This is a genomic window from Bacillus sp. FJAT-27245 (assembly GCF_001273955.1).
In the GTDB taxonomy this organism is placed as follows: Bacteria; Bacillota; Bacilli; order Bacillales; family Cytobacillaceae; genus Bacillus_D.
Genome location: NZ_LIGI01000001.1, coordinates 1,213,070 through 1,231,142, shown reverse-complemented (window position 1 = coordinate 1,231,142; position 18,073 = coordinate 1,213,070). Strand labels below are relative to the sequence as shown.

Genomic DNA, 18,073 nt, shown 5'->3' with positions numbered 1-18,073 from the left:
TATATACTATGAAACTAGAAGAAAGAGGACGCGCTAAATACCGCCCTTTAAAAGAGTATGACACTGAACAAGTTAAAAAGCTTCTCCTAGAAAAAATTAAGGAAGAAGAAAAATTGATAAATAGTTTAAAGGATCAAAACCCTCTACCACAACTAAACTATCGAGATGACAAAATCAATGTTATTAGCTTGTTTTCAGGATGTGGTGGACTTGACTTAGGGGTCGAGCTAGCGGGACTATCAGCTGTACTTGGGGAAGAAGAAGCTATGAAGGCTTTTAAAGAAAAAGATTGGTACGATGCAGTTCGAAATGAGAGTATTTTTCATACAATTTATTCAAATGACTTATTTAAAGAAGCAAACGAGTCCTACAGACGCAATTTTCCTCATGTATACCAACAAGAGTTAGATATTAGAAAAGTGAAATATTTTCCAAAAGCTGATTTAGTTCTAGGGGGCTTTCCTTGTCCTGGTTTTAGTGAAGCAGGTCCTCGCTTAATTGATGATGAAAGAAATTTCCTCTATATTCACTTTATTAGATGTTTACTTCAAGCAAGGCCTTTTGCCTTTATAGCAGAAAATGTCAAAGGTCTGATAACACTTGGAAAAGGTGAAGTCTTAAAACAAATTGAACAAGACTTTTCTTCTGCAGGGTATAAAATCAAAACCAAATTAGTAAATGCAAGAAATTATGGGGTGCCACAAATTAGGGAAAGAGTATTTATTGTGGGTATTAGAGATGATTTAGACTTTGAGTATACTCACCCTGAACCAACACATGGACCTGATAAAAAACCTTTTAAAACATTAAATGATACAATCAGAGATTTAGAAAATGAACCAGGTCCCTGCTTTGAAGGGGGTTTTTCTCCTATCTACCTCTCAAGGAACCGAAAAAAGGATTGGGATGAGCAAAGTTTCACCATACAAGCCTCCGGGCGGCAAGCCCCTTTGCATCCAAAGGGACCAAAGATGGAAAAGATTGGTCCAGATAATTGGACACTTCCTGGAGATATTACAGAGCATCGCCGTTTATCAGTTAGAGAAGTTGCTCGAATTCAAACTTTCCCAGATTGGTTTTATTTCTCTGATGGAGATAACTTTGCTGTTCAACCAAACAACAGATTGGACAAGCAATATAAACAAATTGGGAATGCGGTACCTGTATTATTAGCAAAAGCTATGGCAATGCCACTTGCTAATTGGGCGAAAGATAACTTAGACTTAATAAAGCAAGAAACATTTACGTTAAAATAAGCAAAAAAATACCCGAACAAAGGCTTCTTAAGTCATTTGATCGGGTTTTTTTATTAAAAATTTGAATTAAAACTAAGTTTGATATCATTCCTTATCAATCTTTTTTTCAAATACACCAGAGCCGTAATCCTAATTCCCTAAGATTGTGAAAATTATAAAGCTGTCTTCTATTCGATTTGTAAGTCTTGGATTTGTTCAAATAATCACCTTAAAAACAGAACCAATAAAAAAAGCTGCCTCAAAGATCCGATGATTAACGGTCTTTGTGACAACTTCTTAATAATGATTTTTTGCTTCTTAAATTTTTCGCTCTGCTACCAACACCGTCTCCGGGGTCTTGGTTTTTCTTACCAAGAAGAAATAACACATAAACGCCAAAGTACTGGCGCCAAAAATTACGGCGGCCATTGGTACTCCTGTGTAAGCTCCGCCAATTCCTACGAGCGGGGCGGCCAAGGAACCCATGACAAATGGCAATACCCCCAATAAAGCAGAAGCACTGCCTGCCATATGCCCTTGAGATTGTATGGCCAATGTGAAAGACGATGTTCCTATCATACTTATGGAAGATAGGAAAAAGAAAACTGGAATCGCGACACCAATCAACGGGGCTTCCAATACGAGTGCAATGAGTAAACTAAAACTTGCTACATTCGCTAAAGCCAGGCCTATTTTCAAGAAAGTCCGTTCCGAAACGATGTCTGTCAAGCGTCCGACTGACTGGCTTCCGATAATCAAGGCCAACCCATTGACCCCGAATAACAGACTAAACTGCTGAGGGGTTACCCCGTAAATGTTTTGGTAAACAAACGGAATGCCAGAAACATAGGCAAAAATGCCAGCCGTGATGAACCCTTGGGTAAAGGCATAGCCCATGAATTCTTTGTTTTTAAATAATGTTCCAAAATTGCCGACAACCTGAGGCAAATTACTTGGGACTCGCTTTTCTGGTGGCAAAGTCTCTTTTAACTTATATGAAACGGTAATGGTCAATACGACCCCAATACATGCAAGGACAATAAATACCCAATTCCAATCCTGAAACGCTAGGATGGCTCCTCCTGCAACCGGTGCAATAATTGGCCCGAGGTTCCCAACCAACACCATTAATGTGAAAAACTTTGTGAGTTCTTTTCCGCTAAAAAGATCCCTTACAATGGCTCTGGATAAGACAATTCCGCCTGATGCCGCAAAGCCTTGTACAAAACGGGCCGCTATAAGAAGAGAGATATTCGGTGCGATTGAGCATGCGAGAGATGCTAGGATGTAAAGACATAGGAAGAATACCAACGGCTTTTTGCGCCCTTTCACATCACTTAATGGCCCAATGACCAATTGCCCTAGACCAAGACCCAATAAAGCGGCAGTCAAGCTGATTTGGACAAGTGAAGCCGTCGTATCAAATTCCTTTACTATGGTAGGGAAGGCCGGCAAATACGTATCGATTGTAAATGGCCCCAAAATGCCAAGTGAGCCTAAAAGCAAAGCAAGCTGCAGCCGTTTCTTTCTGCTGGATTTATTCAAGTCGGTCTCCCCTTTCTATATGGTTTTTCATGCTGAAGACCTAATAAGTTTCGGTAACCGAAATTTCGCATTTGTCCATTATATCCTGAACTATCCCTTTTGGTAAACATTTAATAGAAATAAATTTGCTTTTTAAACTCAAAGTGGACTAGTCCTTCTATTTTCCGGACTTATGGCTAGCTTCTCAGACTCTTAGAGTGAGCCAAAAGAAAAAGGATAGATAAAGCACTATAGATATGCCCCATCTATCCTTTCTTAGGTATTTTCTGTTTATTTGAAAACAATTCTTAGAGAGGAAAGCACCAAAAATAATTAGTCATTGTTTTCCGTTAAAACTTCTGACGATTTATTCGCTTTACTACTAGATTCATCATGCCCGGGCCCGAATAAATTCAATATTACTACTCCAACAACTATAAGTGCTATTCCTGTGATACTAGCCAAATTAATTTTTTCTTTCCAAATAATCACTGAAATAATCGTCGTGGCAATGATTCCAATTCCTGACCAGATTGCATATGCAGTATTTAATGGCATTGTTTTAAGTGATAACGATAAAAAGAAAAAGCAGCTAACGAAAGCTACTATAACACCAAGCGTAGGGTAAAGTTTTGAAAATCCCTCAGATGCTTTCAATAAAGAAGAACCAATAAGTTCTAAAATGATGGCGAGCATTAAAAAAAGGTGAGACATTGTTATTCTTCCTCCTGAATCATGTTAATTAGCTCATTAATTTGTTGCATAGGTTCGTTTGGTTACCCTCTCTATCCCCTTTCCTTCTGTCTGAAATTGCTCTTACTTTTTGTCCACTACCAACACAATGAGAGGGGGGGGATTTTGCTAAAAAAAAGAAAAAAGTCCGAATAACAATTAAGTTACCAGACTCATATTAATGGATTCTATCATAAGTTATACAGTTGCTCCAATATAAGGACGACCCTTCCTCCATACAGCCGCTATTTAGGAAAAATAATAATATTATCAGCGACAAAAATCCAGATTTCCCATGGCGGCAGCTTTTAATTTAATATATATATTACGTGATTACCTGTTCCTCCTGCTAGGGGAAGAACACAGTTGTTAGTATTTTGGCCAATCAACAGTTCCATTCCGGTTGGTGTGGAAATATTGATTCCTCTCATTGAGACATAAGCATTTAATTTTTCATTTTTTCTTATGAGGTTATTTCCTGAAATAGTACCGGAATTATTGCCCGAACGAAAGGCGATGGCAGATGGCGCCACATATACATTATCCTGAACGTCCTCTACTTTGTTCCCAGAAACTGAAAACTGATGATTGTGAGTATATAAGTGAATGCCATTTGCATATGAATTGACTAGAGTATTATCTTTTATCACTAAGTCTTTAGTAAATGACGCCTGAATAGCACCCGAGATGTTATTTCCTTGCTGTCCGGCTTCAGTTAATTGATTACCTTCTATAGTGCAGTCTCTGCTGTTATCAGACGAAGCTCCAGCGACTACAATCCCATATCCCTTACCGATCCCATCTATTCGGTTGCCTTTGGCCGTGCATTTCTGGGATCCATATAAATCCATTCCATTATTTCCTGTTGCATTAACAAATGCGATTCCAACCTTGGTATTTCGTATTGTATTGTTGTTAAATGTAATATTCTCCCCGCCATGAGTATCTAAAGCCTCCCATAACGGAATGTCTTCTATTATACTGTCTGTCACAGAACTATCCGCACTTCTCGGATGTGCTTCTAAGCTGCTCTCAGCACCCTTTCGCGAGAAGAAGACGCCATAGGCATTCCCTACGCTTCCTGGTGAAATTCCCTTTATGTGGCTCCTATCAATATGCATATTTCTGACAGAAAGACCCCCAATGCCTGCAAATCCAATATCATGAATATTAGTATTTGAAATCTTTACATTATCAGCAAATTCAGCAAGGATACCATAAAAGCCTATATTGCGAATCTTTACATCCTCTATGACAATATTTTTGGTATAGCCAGCAGCACCTGCTCCCTGAATCCTTATCCCGATTCCTTTACTATCTGCGATCTTATTGCCTGACCCTTGAAGCTCAATACCATATAGCTTTACCCCACTGCCAATAGTCAACAGGGTCTGGTGTTTATTATCATTGTAAATCTTTGACCCGTACCCAATAAGAATGGTGTTGTCGGGAATCTTTAATCCACTGACTTTATATGAGCTTTCATACGGCAAAACAACATTTTTGCCGGCTCCAAGATTTAATGCCTTTTGCAATTGATCCGTCATATCAAAACCACTGTTAGCCAGGCTTGTGTCAATCATATCCGACACAAGTATAACGTTGTTTTTATCATTATCTGCCACTTGTGGATTAAGCCCCATTTTTACTTCTGCAAGATTGTACAGCCCATCATTATCAAAATCCTCAAATTCCATGCCTGATCCCAGGCCATACTCCCACTCCCAATTATCATCTAAGCCATTTTTATTATCGTCTATCATTCCCTGACCAGCTGCCAATGTATTGGGCAGCCAAATGATGGACAGAATTAAAATAATAATAAAACCCTTAAAGTAAATTCTCAGATGCCGCATTTTCCTTCTCCTACTCCCGATAACTAACCAAAAAACACTAAAAATAGTCTCTTTTTCATAGTAATCTTGATATTTTTAGCATTATTATACATAAATTAGGTAGATTTATGTAGGTAAAAAGTGACGAATTTTTGACATTTTTTAGACTAAGTGTTTTAAGGAGAAGGTTAATTACATAATGGATTCTACTGTGCAGTTGAGCTAATGTCATGATTATACGGGTCTTATTGATTAAGCAGTCATCCTAAAAAAAGGAGCCCCTAATAATTGGGCTCCTGATTATATAGTCCTTATAGGAAAGCCGGCTCTCTGTCAGATTTCTGGTCAATAGAGCTGGCTTTATTGCTTTCCTAATAAGGGAATTTTCTCTTTGTGAAAAATATAACTTGTCTGATTAATTGACTCTTTTAATAGAAGAAATCTTACTAAAAACCTTACTAATGCATGCCTACCCTTGTTTCTGCAAGACATTTTGAGTGCCGAAAAAAAACAAAAAAGCCTGAAGGAATAGAAAATAATTTTTTAAAATTTCTTGGAGTGTATTAAATCATTTTCTTCCTTTTTATCTAATAATCCATTTTTTCTTGCTAAGTTAATTACATTAGAAATGGGAATTATTTCATTGGGGGATACACCCTTCATTGTCGCTCCTTTAACTGCAACACCCACTACTTCATTATATTCATTAACAACAGGGCCCCCGCTATTTCCTCCGTATATCATTGCAGAAATTCCTGAGTTAGAAGGCGAAAAGTGTCCTTCATGGGGTGATGAGGGACAAAATCGAGCTGCAAAATCGTAAAAGTGTCCTTCATACATAACCCCGCTCTATCGGACAAAGCGGTGTTCCAATAGGATAAAAATGTCCGTTACCCCACCCCATCCAATGACCTGCCTAAACATAAATTAGGGGAAACCCCAAACATGGTTTCCCCTCATCACATATAAAATGATTAAATGGTAATTTCTATATCCAATGCCCCGCTTTTTAATGTGTTAAATGGGGTGTGGCTTGCTGTTTGGTTTGCTTTGATTCCAACCATCACCTGGGTGTGGGAAGCAGATCGAATATAATAATATCCCATCACGGTTGATCCTGCTACAAGCCCCCCGGCACCCGCATCCATCACTTTTACGAAAGGGCTCGTTCCTGATGGCACATTTTTTAAATTGACTGCTAGCCCATACGTATTCGATACGATAGAATCGACAAATTGAGTGCCGGCTTTGTAGGTAACAACTCCATTCCCGGAATTGGCCGCGATTCGAAATGCAACGGGCTGCCCTTGAATAGGCTGATAGGCTGCGTTACCGCCCGTGAGAGTATTTGCAAGAACGGTTCCGTTTGTTTCAGCTGTTAATGGTTCCCCAATTGTGCCAAGCCGAACTGTATTCCCAAACGCCCCGACTTTATCACAATTCCAGAGCTTAATTCCATTTTTAGCTGCTGAATGCGGAAGCTTGACGGTATTGCCTGACACCGTTCCTTCCTGAAGATTTCGCACCATGATTCCAATCGGGATAGCTGAATCCTCTATCTCAACCTCATTATGGCTGACGTTACCCGAATAGTTAGGCTGTGTGGCCACGGAATAACCGCAATAGATAGCATAAGGGTTAAAGGCAGTGATGGTTTTATCAAGCTGGTCTGGAACTTCATGGATTATATTTCCCTCTATTGATACTCGGTCAAATGCTCCTACAAAAATGATACCGTATGTCCCGAAGCATTTTTTTATATGATTGTTTTTCACTAAAGCATTCAATTCCTGGGTTGCTTTTGTACCTCCCCTTGCCCCTTCAAGTGCGATGGCTGCAAGTGGATTTCTCGCATATCCGCAATTGACCATTTTATTATTGGCAATAATGGAGTCCCGTGCGTATTGAGTAGAATTTACATATTGATAAAAAATCCCGCATACCATGGAATCGGCTATAAAATTATCCGTTGCAATCATACCGCCTCCGGAATGGGCATCAATTCCCTTTCTTTTGTTGCCCCGTATGGTATTAGCGTGGAACAATCCATCCCGTGCTTTTGAATAGTTGGTGCCCACCATATTGATCCCATACCCGGGATCTACATAAGTATGGGTTTTCGAGGCGTTTGGATGGCCTGCCCGCTCAATGAGGCAATCGATGACTTCCGGCCGGTCAACAGCTGACATGGCAAAATTAGCTGAATAATTATCATGGCCATAGCAATTGATAAATTTGATATCTGAATTATCACTATAACCTAAATTAGCTGGAAAATAATCGCCCAGGTGGCCAATAAGGAACCCCGCATAATTAAAACCGTAACTTTCACATTTTTCAAGGGTGATCCGCCTGCACCCACGGTGAATCAATATTCCAGATCCAATATTTCCTATAAACCCGCCACCAAACGTTCCGAAAGGAATTCCATCATTTTTTAATTTCGCACTGGTATCAAAGCTATTGTTCTTATAGTAATTCCAATAACCCGATGTTGGATAACCTCCTGCCGTGGTACCCTTTTCTCCATAACCGGTTACTGGATCCAACGGAGGAAACTTGCCGTATCCTTTTGTTTTCAGTCCTTCAATGACGATGTCTTCACAAAGCTGAAGTTCCAATATTCCCTGTGCATGAGTGCGAGTTTCAAACGTGGCACCCCAGGCACTAATCCTGATATTCTTCTTCCCTCTTAGCAGCAGGCATGGCTGGTCATTATTCGGGAAGTCGGTTAATCCCTTATTTTTTTCTACCCAGTAAAGGCCAGGGGGGATAACGATGGTGTCCCCAGTTGCCGATTTATCAAATAACGTTTGTAATTCGGCGGTCGACTGCATCCTGCCCGTAGGATCGCTCGCCTGCAATGTGATACTGGACATAGAAGCTGATAAATCCTTATTGTTAGGAGGAGTCATCTTACTTTGTTCCTCATTTGCAAAATCCATTTTCTCACCTCTTTGCTAAAAATTCTATATCCGTACCAGGTCTGAAAAGCCTTCAGGCATTACCCTGTACTTCTTAGATATGATATTTATATGCTTGTTCAAAATCAGAAGTATAGGTACTTAGGAAATAAGCAGGAGGAGTTTACACCTATTTATTTGCCGAAATACCACTGTTCTTTTATGTAAAAAGGGCCCAGCCCAAAAGGGCAAGGCGTTTTAATCCGCTTTACAGCCTATGATGACGTTTTTTCCCTTCTCAAGTTCATGTTCGAGGCGTTCTGCTTCTTCTTCGGAAAGTCCCAGCAAGACCATTTTATCCCTTAATTGTTCACCTCTGCTCGTATGGAAAAATGCCATAATATCCATAATATCGATTAGGCTATGCTCTTCAAGGGAGGTTTCATCCGTGCCGTTTTCCCCAATAAGCTGCTCCGATTGACGTTCATTGTAGGGAAATACATATTTCTCTTTCCCCTCTAGCAGTATTTCAGAAAGGAATGTCTTAATGTCATCATAATATTTCATAATTTTAACACTTTATTCAGAAACCACTAAATAAAGCACTCCCACTCATAAAACCAGTTAAAGCCATTGTTCCGCTTATTTGATACCACCTTGGTAGCTTACTTAACCAGTATACTCCGATTTCTAATATTACTGTTTTGGTAAGGTTGCAATCCCAAAAATACGTTTCTTTCAAACTGAATAAAACATAGATATACCTGTTCCTAGTTGAATAATACCAAACAATAATAATCTGAATTGTTCCAAAAATTACTCTCCCTTATAATAAAGTACTTGAGTCTTGCAAAAACCATGTCGTAAAAAATGTCGCTTTTTAACTTGTTTTGACATGTCCCTAAAAATAAGAATGACATCCCTTAATTCGTGGAATTTGTAGGTTACCACACCAAACAAAAAGCCAGAAAAAAGGAGATGTCTAAGGTCATGGTATCCTTCTATTCAGCTATCGTTAAATTCGTACTATTATTCGGTCTTTGCCTTTCTAAGCCTCAGATGAATCATCTTACTTCCATATGCATGGAATTATTCTGGCAGAGGGCCGAAAGACGATAACACAAATCCGGGAAAATACCGGTAAGAACCGCGACCTTAGTTCAATGACACGCTTCCTGAAGGAATCCCCATGGTGTACCAACCGAGTCGCCGGAATATTGAAAACTCCGACCTTCATTCCGTTACCATGAAGGATAAAGGGAGATTTCGCATTTATGACTATGAGGGCTCCATTTCGAATATTGATAATGCCAGGGTCCTATTATCATGGGAAAATCTTTTTCCAGTGAGAAAAAACCATTTTGCTTACTCTCAACGGATATCAGCCTGGATGTCGTGACCATCCTGGAATATTAGAATATTCGCTGGGAGATCGAGACGGCGTACCGCTACTTCAAGGAAATGATGGGCTTTGACCATTATCAGCTTCATTCCTATAAGGTAATCCAACGGTACTGAACCATACTGTACCTGACGCAGAATTTCCTCGAACTTCAAAGGATGGAGTGGTCAAAGGAATCCCTGATCACCTTCGGAGAAGCAGTCAGAAAAATAAGGAGCGACATGTTTGGACAACTGGTCGTGTATGTGTACCAGGAAGGTTGGGCCAACACCCCATTGGATAAGGTTTTTAAAACCCTCAAACTAATCGCTTAAAAACCGATTTTCTTAACTGCACTACCCGTATGCCCTTTTTTAGGGTTTTTATCAAATAATGCAAGAGTCAAGTGAATTAACAAAAATTAAAGAAGAACAAAACGTAACATAAAATGAAATTGGGGACTGCTTATTACGATATTGATTTGGTTATTTGCACAAAATTTGGTTGTGTGATTGACCCGAGAAATACATTAAGAACAATAAAAAAATACATACGTTCTTCTGGAGTAACAGTAATTAGGTTTCACGATATGAGACATACACACGCATCCATTTTGATATCGAGTGGTGTTGATATTGTAAAAATTGCTAACCGCCTGGGACATTCCAATCCCAGAACCACATTAGAAATTTACGCTCATCTAATTCCTAATTCTCATAGTTATGTAGCTGAAACATTTGCAGAAAAACTGAGGGGAAAACAAGAAGATAAATTCTGTTAGCAAATTATTAGCAAACACATTCAACTGAAGAACTTTACAAGATGTTCGCATTTAATAAAAGCAAAAAAATTGGCAGCACTCGTTTAACAAAAAAAGCCACAAACCCTTTTAATAAAAGAATTTGTGGCTTTTTCGAGTATGATTCCGACTGGGTTCGAACCAGCGACCCCTACCCTGTCAAGGTAGTGCTCTCCCAGCTGAGCTACGGAATCGTTATTAAGTTTTCCTCTTGGTGAGGACAATAATTACTATACTAAGAAACAAAGTTAAAGTCAATACCTTTTTATTAAATTCATTACATAATGAAAGCTTCCGTCTTTAAAGCAGATAATTTGGATGCCATCCCCACTCCCGCTTACACTATTAGTACACCTTACTATTTCGGGAGGGATTCGAGTGACATTGAAGATTCGTATATATTCAGATTTTGTTTGACCGTTTTGTTATATAGCGGAGGCTCCGCTAAAGGAAGCAATTAAAGGCAAGGATGTTGAACTGGAATGGATGCCATTTGAGCTGCGGCCGTTTCCCCATGAGACGCTGTCACCAAAGGGCGATTATATCCAAAATGCTTGGCATGGCTCAGTATGGCCGATGGCTGAGCGTTTTAACGTAAAAATCGTCCTTCCGGATGTTGATCCGCAGCCACATACACATCTAGCGCATGAAGGAACCCTGTTTGCGAAAGAGCATGGAAAAGGGAACGAGTACACAGAAGGTGTGTTAGCTGCCTTCTTTGTTGATGGCCGTGATATTGGCGATATTAATGTGCTGACGGATGTTGCGGGGAAAGCAGGACTTGATGAGGCAACGTTCCGGGAGGCACTTGAAACGCGGAAGTATGAGCAGGCGCACCAGGAGGCTCTTCGCCATGCGTATGAGGAAGCCCAGATTACAGCTGTTCCTACGTTTTTTATTGGGGACCAGCGTGTTCAAGGATTGAACACGAAGGAGATGCTGGAGCGGTATATTGAGCGCGAGCTCGGCAAGGAGCCGCCAGCTGCGGGCGAAGCTTGCGGGATTGATGGCTGCTGACTTTGTTCGTGGGCGCCAGCCGGGAAACCGGCTGGCTTTTTACATAAAAGGGCTTGGACTGAAGACTTGCACCAACATTCCAAGGATTAAGTTACCACTCTTGATCCTCGGTATAGAATTTAATATCGACTGTTTTTCCTAGGACTTTTTCTGCACTGGAAGAAATAAGCTCAAGGTATCGTTCTCTTAACCAATCTTTTTGAAAGGAATTGTCACACGAAATGATGAGTGTATTTCCCTCTAGTTGGACTTCCGTTTTCTTAAACCATGTTTCGAAGGATGGAGTAGAAATCTCTGAAGATATAATGGTCAATATTTCTCCCCAAATATCCGCTTTTTGATTTTTCATTTCACTATTTGCTGTGCCACTAGTTTTGGTAACCTTATATTTATGCTTGAGGTTTTCGTATTCTTGACCAGTCAGTTCGGAACTCCAAAAAATATAGTCCGCGGCTTGATTTTGATTTGCTGCCAATGCTTTCTCAATCCGTTTTGTATCTTTTTCCTTTATGTAATCCTTTAATTGCTGATCATAACTAGAACTGGATTGTTGAATTTGGTTAAATTCTTCCTTTGTAAGAGCTGAATACTTGAATAAAACCATCGCGTCGAACCATTTGCCATTTTCCAAGGCTTGCTTTATCCGTTCCTCATCGATTTTTTTAACCATTTCTTCGCTTATGTGCTCACACATGCAGGCTCAATCCTTTCAGTTTGTTAGGAACCCTCATCAGAATTCTATTTTTATGTTGGGTTTCATAGTTTCATTGTTCCTTTACATTATAGCCCACTATACTAGTTCACATCTCTGCAATGTTACATAAACATACGTTGCAGTTAGGTTGAGCTGTCTTTCTTAAGGACACTTACAAACGTTGTTGCTTATTTATGAAGGTTCTATTTATTTTCACTACCCCATAAAAAAACCTAACACAGTTCGGTTTAGGATAGTTCTACATCGAAAATCTTTTTAAATTTATAATCATCAATATCTGTAACCCCATGCTGCTTATGCAATTGCTCCCGCTCTTCTTCTTCCCTCTCTTCCTCAATAATCTCGATTATTGCTTTGGCTCTTCCAGATAAATTTCGATTAACATGGTATCGCAATAGCTCCAATGTTTCTTCATCAGCTCCCCTAAAGAAATCCTCGTTATGCTTTGACCATTTTTCCACTAACGGCTCTTGAATAAAATCCTTATGACATTCACCTGGGTATGCCTTGGTTGATGCAACTGCTTTACATAACGATTCCAGAATCATTCTTAATTCCGAGGCTCTAACTATTTCAGGTGCATCTAAGTGAACAAGCTGGTTGTAGCGTATCACCCGCATTAATAGTTGTTCGGCATTCAGTTTCAATAGCAATTCTTTTTCTTCCATTCCTAGCCCCTCCTAAAAAATTTTCTCATATATTGCTATACTCAAAAGATGAAAAAACACACATTTCTTTTAGGAACGGTTCGCCTACATTACTAGTACGAATTGGGTGCGTTGGCTGGCTAATTGGTGGGTGCCGGCTGTGTGCGTTGCCGCCAGCCGGTTTGGCGGCTGGCTTTTCAAAATAAAAGAAACAACCCAGCTATGGCTGTTTCATCGTAACTTAGTTTTTTAGACGTTTAATTCAACAGATACAGGACTGGTATGTTGCCTTTGTTTTTTCGCCTTTCGGAAGTGGAACAGTTCATAGAATGTCGGGATTACGATCAGCGTCAGGAACGTTGATACGAGCAGCCCGAAAATAACGACGACAGCAAGCCCTTTTGAAACAAGATTCATGCTCATTGCGGATTCGTGCGCAAATAATAGCGGAGCCATGGCAAAAACGGTGGCAAGCGCGGTCATCAGGATTGGCCGCAGCCTTACAGTCCCTGCTTCCATGATGGCTTCCCTGATCGTCATGGTCTCTTCGTTATGGCGGATCCGGTCGACAAGCACAATCGCATTCGTCACGACGATTCCGACAAGCATCAGCATCCCGATTCCGGATGAAATATCAATGCCGGATTTTGTTACGACAAGCCCTAAGAGGGATCCAATTGCCGCAAGTGGCAAGGACAGCAATATCGCAATGCTCGCCCGGAATGACTTTAATGTGACGAGAAGGATGATAAACACGATTCCAATGGAGAAGAGGGCAAGTTTCCCAAGCTCGACTAGATCATCGGATGACTGCATGGATGCGCCGGTGATTTCAGCGCTTGTTCCCTCTCCGAATGTGTTGTCTTGCTTCCAGACTGCCAATTGTTTATTAATTTCCCCGGCGACATCGACCATTTTCTTCGGGTCGACAACAGCGTTGACCTGAAGGTAATGGTGGCCGTCTTTTGAGAAAATAGTACCCGGTTTGTTGGACTCCTCAATGGTTGCGATGCTTGACAAGACAACCGGTCCTTCAGGAGTCATCAACTGAAGAGCCTTCAAATCGTCCGCACTATTGATTTCCTGCAGAGCACCAAGTTGGACAAGCGTGCTTCGGCCGTCGATTTCAACAGCACCGATTACTGCCGGCTCGATCATGCCGCGGATGGATTGGGAAATTTGCTGGGCATTGGCGACGGTTGGGTTTACCGTTACGGTCACGGTCGGCTTTTGATCTTCTTCATTGGTTTCTACTTTTTTGACACCGTCAATGCCTTCGAATGTTTTCTTGACTTTGTCTGCCGCCCGTTTAATGCCTTCCTCATTATTTCCGATGACATCCACAGATACAGTCGTTTTATTCTCACCCATGAGCCCTGCCGTGTTGGCAGTTAACTCCGCTCCCGGGAATTGTTCTTTTTCGTTCCTCAGTTTCTGAACCAGTTTAGCGGAATCTGTCCCTTCTTTCAGGAACACCATGAACTGGGCCTGGTTTGGATCCTGAAGCTCGCCAAACTGGGCAGCATCGGCATTCGTCCCGGCCAGGACAATGTGGTTTGTAACGTCTTTCTTTGCGGAAAGAAGGTTTTCCATTCTCTTTATCCCGTTTTCCATTTCCTTGAATTCGGTTCCATTTTGGTAGCGAAGCCAAATGGATAGATACGCGCTATCCTTTTGGTCGACGGAACCTTTTGGCATCGCCGCAAACAAGCCGATTGAACTGATGATTACCACAACGGATAGTAAAATTGGCAGCCATTTATGGTTCAGGGACCAGCTCAGGATTTTCGGATAAAATGCTCCTTTTTTATGCTCTTTTATTTTTACTTTTGCCATCATTCGCTGGCTGAGCATTGGCACGACGGTTAGTGATACGAGCAAGGAAGCCAGGAGCGAACACGTAATGGTAATCGCAAACGGTGCGATTAAATCTCTTAAACTGCCGGAAGCAAGCATCATTGGCAGGAATACCGCTACCGTCGTGAGGGTCGATGATGTAACCGCAGCGGCAACCTCTTTAACGGAGTCTACAATAAAGGCAGGGGTAAGAACTTTCTCCCTTTTTCTTCGGTAAATGTTTTCGACGACAACGATGCTGTCATCAACAAGCCGCCCGACCGAAACCGCGATTCCGCCTAAAGTGAGGATGTTCAACGTAACCCCGAAGAAGGTAAGCAAAATCATCGTTAAACATAGCGAAAGCGGGATGCTGACAATGGTGATCAGGGTCATGCGGAAGCTTTTCAGGAACAGCCAGATAATCAAGGTCGCAAATAAGGCGCCAGTCAGTACTTCCCTTGTCATCGCATTGATTGAATCCAGTACCGTATCTGCTAAATTAATGAAAATCGTTGCATTGAAAATTCCTTTGTAATCCTTATTGATCTTCTTGGCAACTTCCTCTACCTGCTTGCCTACCGTGACCGCATTACCCGTGGAATCTTTCTGGATAATGAGATGAATGAAATTCTTTCCATTCATATGCGCAATACTCTTTGTGTCCTTCTCCATTGATACCTCAGCCACATCTTTCAATTTAGTGGCCGCATTCAACTGAAGGTTCTCCATATCTTGAATGCTGTCAATTTTACCGGTTACAATAATGCTCGTCGCCTGTTTACCCAAGGTTTGCTCACCTACAGCGACAGTAGCATTTTTCCCCTGGAGGAGCGTGTACATCTTTTCGAGAGGGATTTGGGCAGCGGCAAGTTTTGCCGGATCGACCTTAATCATGACCTGCTGGTTCTTACTACCGTACTTTATAACGTTCCCTACTCCCCTTATGTTCTTGAGCTGGGGGAGAACTTCATTTTCCACGAGGCTTATTTCTTTGTTTTCAATTTCCTTATCAAAGGTAAGCCCTAGATGAACAATGGGGATCTGTGATGTATTCAGCAGGACCACATATGGTTTCATGACGCCATTTGGTAGGTTGACCATCGAGATGTTTTCTTGGATCTGCTGCTTTGCTTCTCTTAAATTTGTGCCGGATTCAAACGTTATCATCATCTGGGTGAAGTTATTGCCGGTTTCGGCGATTACATTGCGTTTCCCTTTGATGCCTGTTAAGGCTTTTTCAATAGGCTGCGSTACCTGTTCATCCATTGTGACGGCATCCAGGCCGTTGCCTACCGTCGAGACCGTAATATAAGGCTGGTCAGCTGACGGCATGAGTTCCATCGGAATCGTCATATAGCTGAAAACGCCGAAAATCATCGAGACAATTACGGAAAAAACAACTGCAGCCCTATTCCGCAACGCCCATTTTGTAAACCATGTCATACACATCCCCCGCATTCTTTTTTCCTTGCAATATAGGAAAATTATACTTAACATCCGGGTCTTTTGCACTACTAAATGGTAATAAATGAAAAACTTAACATTTGGTTCTTTTTTTCTTAAGAAAAAGTTAACTGGCAGGCATGCTGAGTTAAAAGAGTAAACTGCAAATCTTTAGAAATTGTATACTTATAATGAAAGGTAACGAGCGGTGTGCGTTGTGCGTCTAATTGTTGGATGTTGGCTTTGTGCGTTGCCGCCAGCCAAAGGGCTGGCTTTTTACATAAGAGGGGGTTGAGGGGTTTGGGTGTTAAGGGGTTGAATCATTTTTTGTTTTCGGTGAGTGATTTGGAGCGGTCGGTTGCGTTTTATCGGGAGGCGTTGGGTGCGAGGTTGCTGGTGAAGGGGCGGAGTACGGCGTATTTTGATCTGGCTGGGATGTGGTTGGCGCTGAATGTGGAGGAGGATGTTCCACGGAATGAGATTCGGGCTTCGTATACGCATGTGGCGTTTTCGGTGGATGAGGCGGAGTTTGATGGGATGGTTGATCGGCTGAAGCGGCTGGGCGTGGAGATTCTTCCTGGGCGGGAGCGGGATCAGCGGGATAAGCGGTCGGTGTATTTCGTGGATCCGGATGGGCATAAGTTTGAGTTCCATACGGGGACGTTGGAGGATCGGCTGGCGTATTATCGGGAAGATAAGGGGCATATGGAGTTTTATGAGGAATAGAGCAACTATAAAAGTTAATATGTTAACCAATTTTCACGCTATTTTTATTTAAAATATGGGAGATGCAGAATAAGAAAAGAGAGTAAATCATATATAGATTACTCTCCGTTTTTATATGATAAACCTTAAACATAAGTAAAAACAGTCTATTGTTACTCATTATGCTAATTTATATTAGAATATTCCGCTGTGGTATCTACCTTTCCTGTATAGAACAGTAACAGTAAAAATAGAATGCCTACCGATACAAAAATGGGTGTAAAACCCATTTTTGTTCCGATTAACCCAAAAAGTATGGGGACAACAAATTGCACTCCCTTATTTATAGAAATTCTGATTCCTAACACTTCACCTGTTCTACCAGCCGGGGAACTATTATAAACCATATTAATTGTTAGCGGCTGCGCACAACCCATTCCCAATCCTAGGAAAAAAGAGATAAGCATTAGTAATATGAAATTATTTGTTAGAGGGATAAAAACAAAACATAAGCCAGCAATTAAAAAGCAACTTGAAATAATAATGGATTCGCTATATCTTCTCGAAATCATTGGCATAAATAAACGAACAATATAATAAGCAATTGAATTCGCACTAATAATGATTCCGATAGAGGTAGCACTAAACTTTATGAATTCTGCATAGATTGGGAAATAAAATTCATACAACCCTATCCCTGTCAGAACGATGGCGCTAATTAAATAAATTTTTCGTAATCCCGGGTGTGTTAACAATTCGAAGCGATTACTAGCCTTTACTACCACTTGTCGAATTTCTGCTTCCGGGAAAGGAATCGTATTACTGATGATCAAGACTCCACATACAAAACATATTAATGATAAAACAAGGAAGGTGGGTCTATAACTTATTAAGCCGATTCCAACTCCAGCGATAATGGGCCCAATGAATCCCGCGAGCGAAATGCTTAACCCATTTGTAAAAAAGTTTTTGCAAAAATATAGGCGATACCAAAAAGCACCTGAGTAAAAATAAGAATGATTATATTGCCTTGGAAGAGAAACGGTATGAAAAGGGATATCCCACCTAAAAAAGCTCCAAAAACCAGTTGGATTTTATATCCGTACTTATCTGACAATCTGCCTACCCATACCGCGAAAAGCATTGGAAATAAAGAGCCAGCCGATATAATCATTCCCAATTGAAACGCATTCGCTTCCAGAGATAATGCATACAGACTAATATGTAAACTACTCGCGCGATAGCTAATGTGTATCAACATTAAAATACCGACAATTTTATTAATCAAATAGACCCCA

The 18,073-nt window shown here is 40.8% G+C and carries 15 protein-coding genes and 1 tRNA gene; 4 read left to right on the top strand and 12 right to left on the bottom strand.

Annotated elements, in window-relative coordinates; genetic code table 11:
* Nucleotides 1-8 precede the first annotated feature (8 nt).
* Nucleotides 9-1,256, top strand: a complete 1,248-nt coding sequence (locus tag ADU24_RS06080; RefSeq protein WP_053365790.1) for a DNA cytosine methyltransferase — start codon at nt 9-11, stop codon at nt 1,254-1,256.
* 297 nt (nt 1,257-1,553) lie between these two features.
* On the opposite strand, the gene ADU24_RS06075 is transcribed toward ADU24_RS06080, so the two are convergent.
* The 6 genes from ADU24_RS06075 to ADU24_RS06050 form a co-directional block, all read right to left on the bottom strand.
* Nucleotides 1,554-2,780, bottom strand: coding sequence for a Bcr/CflA family multidrug efflux MFS transporter (locus ADU24_RS06075; protein ID WP_053365789.1), 1,227 nt, complete (start codon nt 2,778-2,780; stop codon nt 1,554-1,556).
* A gap of 312 nt (nt 2,781-3,092) precedes the next feature.
* A complete protein-coding gene (locus ADU24_RS06070) occupies nt 3,093-3,473 on the bottom strand; it encodes a DMT family transporter (protein WP_053365788.1) in 381 nt (126 codons plus the stop codon).
* Nucleotides 3,474-3,799: 326 nt separating this feature from the next.
* A complete protein-coding gene (locus tag ADU24_RS06065; protein ID WP_053365787.1) occupies nt 3,800-5,347 on the bottom strand; it encodes a right-handed parallel beta-helix repeat-containing protein in 1,548 nt (515 codons plus the stop codon).
* A 522-nt stretch (nt 5,348-5,869) separates the two neighbouring features.
* Entirely contained in the window at nt 5,870-6,166 is a 297-nt protein-coding gene (locus ADU24_RS23515) for a trypsin-like peptidase domain-containing protein (protein ID WP_082306834.1), read from the bottom strand.
* Nucleotides 6,167-6,300: 134 nt separating this feature from the next.
* Nucleotides 6,301-8,271 carry a right-handed parallel beta-helix repeat-containing protein gene (locus ADU24_RS06055; protein ID WP_053365785.1) on the bottom strand — a complete coding sequence of 657 codons (1,971 nt, stop codon included), beginning with the start codon at nt 8,269-8,271 and terminating at the stop codon, nt 6,301-6,303.
* A 216-nt stretch (nt 8,272-8,487) separates the two neighbouring features.
* Nucleotides 8,488-8,796 carry a general stress protein gene (locus ADU24_RS06050; protein WP_053365784.1) on the bottom strand — a complete coding sequence of 103 codons (309 nt, stop codon included), beginning with the start codon at nt 8,794-8,796 and terminating at the stop codon, nt 8,488-8,490.
* 1,262 nt (nt 8,797-10,058) lie between these two features.
* On the opposite strand from ADU24_RS06050, the gene ADU24_RS22500 reads away from it, so the two are divergent.
* Entirely contained in the window at nt 10,059-10,391 is a 333-nt protein-coding gene (locus ADU24_RS22500; protein WP_082306833.1) for a tyrosine-type recombinase/integrase, read from the top strand.
* A 139-nt stretch (nt 10,392-10,530) separates the two neighbouring features.
* Here ADU24_RS22500 and ADU24_RS06040 read toward each other — a convergent pair.
* Nucleotides 10,531-10,603, bottom strand: a tRNA-Val gene (locus tag ADU24_RS06040).
* Between the two features lie 184 nt (nt 10,604-10,787).
* On the opposite strand from ADU24_RS06040, the gene ADU24_RS06035 reads away from it, so the two are divergent.
* A complete protein-coding gene (locus tag ADU24_RS06035) occupies nt 10,788-11,426 on the top strand; it encodes a DsbA family oxidoreductase (protein ID WP_082306832.1) in 639 nt (212 codons plus the stop codon).
* Nucleotides 11,427-11,517: 91 nt separating this feature from the next.
* Here ADU24_RS06035 and ADU24_RS06030 read toward each other — a convergent pair whose 3' ends face one another.
* From ADU24_RS06030 to ADU24_RS06020, 3 genes are all read right to left on the bottom strand, one after another.
* The gene (locus ADU24_RS06030; protein ID WP_053365782.1) at nt 11,518-12,120 is read right to left on the bottom strand and encodes a DnaA N-terminal domain-containing protein; all 603 of its coding nucleotides are present in this window, start codon (nt 12,118-12,120) and stop codon (nt 11,518-11,520) included.
* A gap of 248 nt (nt 12,121-12,368) precedes the next feature.
* A complete protein-coding gene (locus ADU24_RS06025; RefSeq protein ID WP_053365781.1) occupies nt 12,369-12,809 on the bottom strand; it encodes a hypothetical protein in 441 nt (146 codons plus the stop codon).
* A gap of 228 nt (nt 12,810-13,037) precedes the next feature.
* Nucleotides 13,038-16,070 (bottom strand): efflux RND transporter permease subunit, encoded by a 3,033-nt coding sequence (locus ADU24_RS06020; RefSeq protein WP_053365780.1) that lies wholly within the window; start codon nt 16,068-16,070, stop codon nt 13,038-13,040.
* Between the two features lie 300 nt (nt 16,071-16,370).
* Between ADU24_RS06020 and fosB the strand changes: the two genes are divergently transcribed.
* Nucleotides 16,371-16,796, top strand: a complete 426-nt coding sequence (fosB, locus tag ADU24_RS06015) for a metallothiol transferase FosB (RefSeq protein ID WP_053365779.1) — start codon at nt 16,371-16,373, stop codon at nt 16,794-16,796.
* Between the two features lie 164 nt (nt 16,797-16,960).
* Here the strand turns inward: fosB and ADU24_RS06010 are convergent, their stop codons facing one another.
* Nucleotides 16,961-17,689 carry an MFS transporter gene (locus ADU24_RS06010; protein WP_331457062.1) on the bottom strand — a complete coding sequence of 243 codons (729 nt, stop codon included), beginning with the start codon at nt 17,687-17,689 and terminating at the stop codon, nt 16,961-16,963.
* A 32-nt stretch (nt 17,690-17,721) separates the two neighbouring features.
* Entirely contained in the window at nt 17,722-18,063 is a 342-nt protein-coding gene (locus tag ADU24_RS06005; protein WP_053365777.1) for a hypothetical protein, read from the bottom strand.
* Nucleotides 18,064-18,073: the final 10 nt, after the last annotated feature.

Bases quoted from the DNA above. Each gene is read 5' to 3' on its own strand.
- ADU24_RS06080 (WP_053365790.1), top strand. From the start codon at position 9: ATGAAACTAGAAGAAAGAGGACGCGCTAAATACCGCCCTTTAAAAGAG.
- ADU24_RS06070 (WP_053365788.1), bottom strand. From the start codon at position 3,473: ATGTCTCACCTTTTTTTAATGCTCGCCATCATTTTAGAACTTATTGGT.
- ADU24_RS06065 (WP_053365787.1), bottom strand. From the start codon at position 5,347: ATGCGGCATCTGAGAATTTACTTTAAGGGTTTTATTATTATTTTAATT.
- ADU24_RS23515 (WP_082306834.1), bottom strand. From the start codon at position 6,166: ATGTATGAAGGACACTTTTACGATTTTGCAGCTCGATTTTGTCCCTCA.
- ADU24_RS06055 (WP_053365785.1), bottom strand. From the start codon at position 8,271: ATGGATTTTGCAAATGAGGAACAAAGTAAGATGACTCCTCCTAACAAT.
- ADU24_RS06050 (WP_053365784.1), bottom strand. From the start codon at position 8,796: ATGAAATATTATGATGACATTAAGACATTCCTTTCTGAAATACTGCTA.
- ADU24_RS22500 (WP_082306833.1), top strand. From the start codon at position 10,059: ATGAAATTGGGGACTGCTTATTACGATATTGATTTGGTTATTTGCACA.
- ADU24_RS06030 (WP_053365782.1), bottom strand. From the start codon at position 12,120: ATGTGTGAGCACATAAGCGAAGAAATGGTTAAAAAAATCGATGAGGAA.
- ADU24_RS06025 (WP_053365781.1), bottom strand. From the start codon at position 12,809: ATGGAAGAAAAAGAATTGCTATTGAAACTGAATGCCGAACAACTATTA.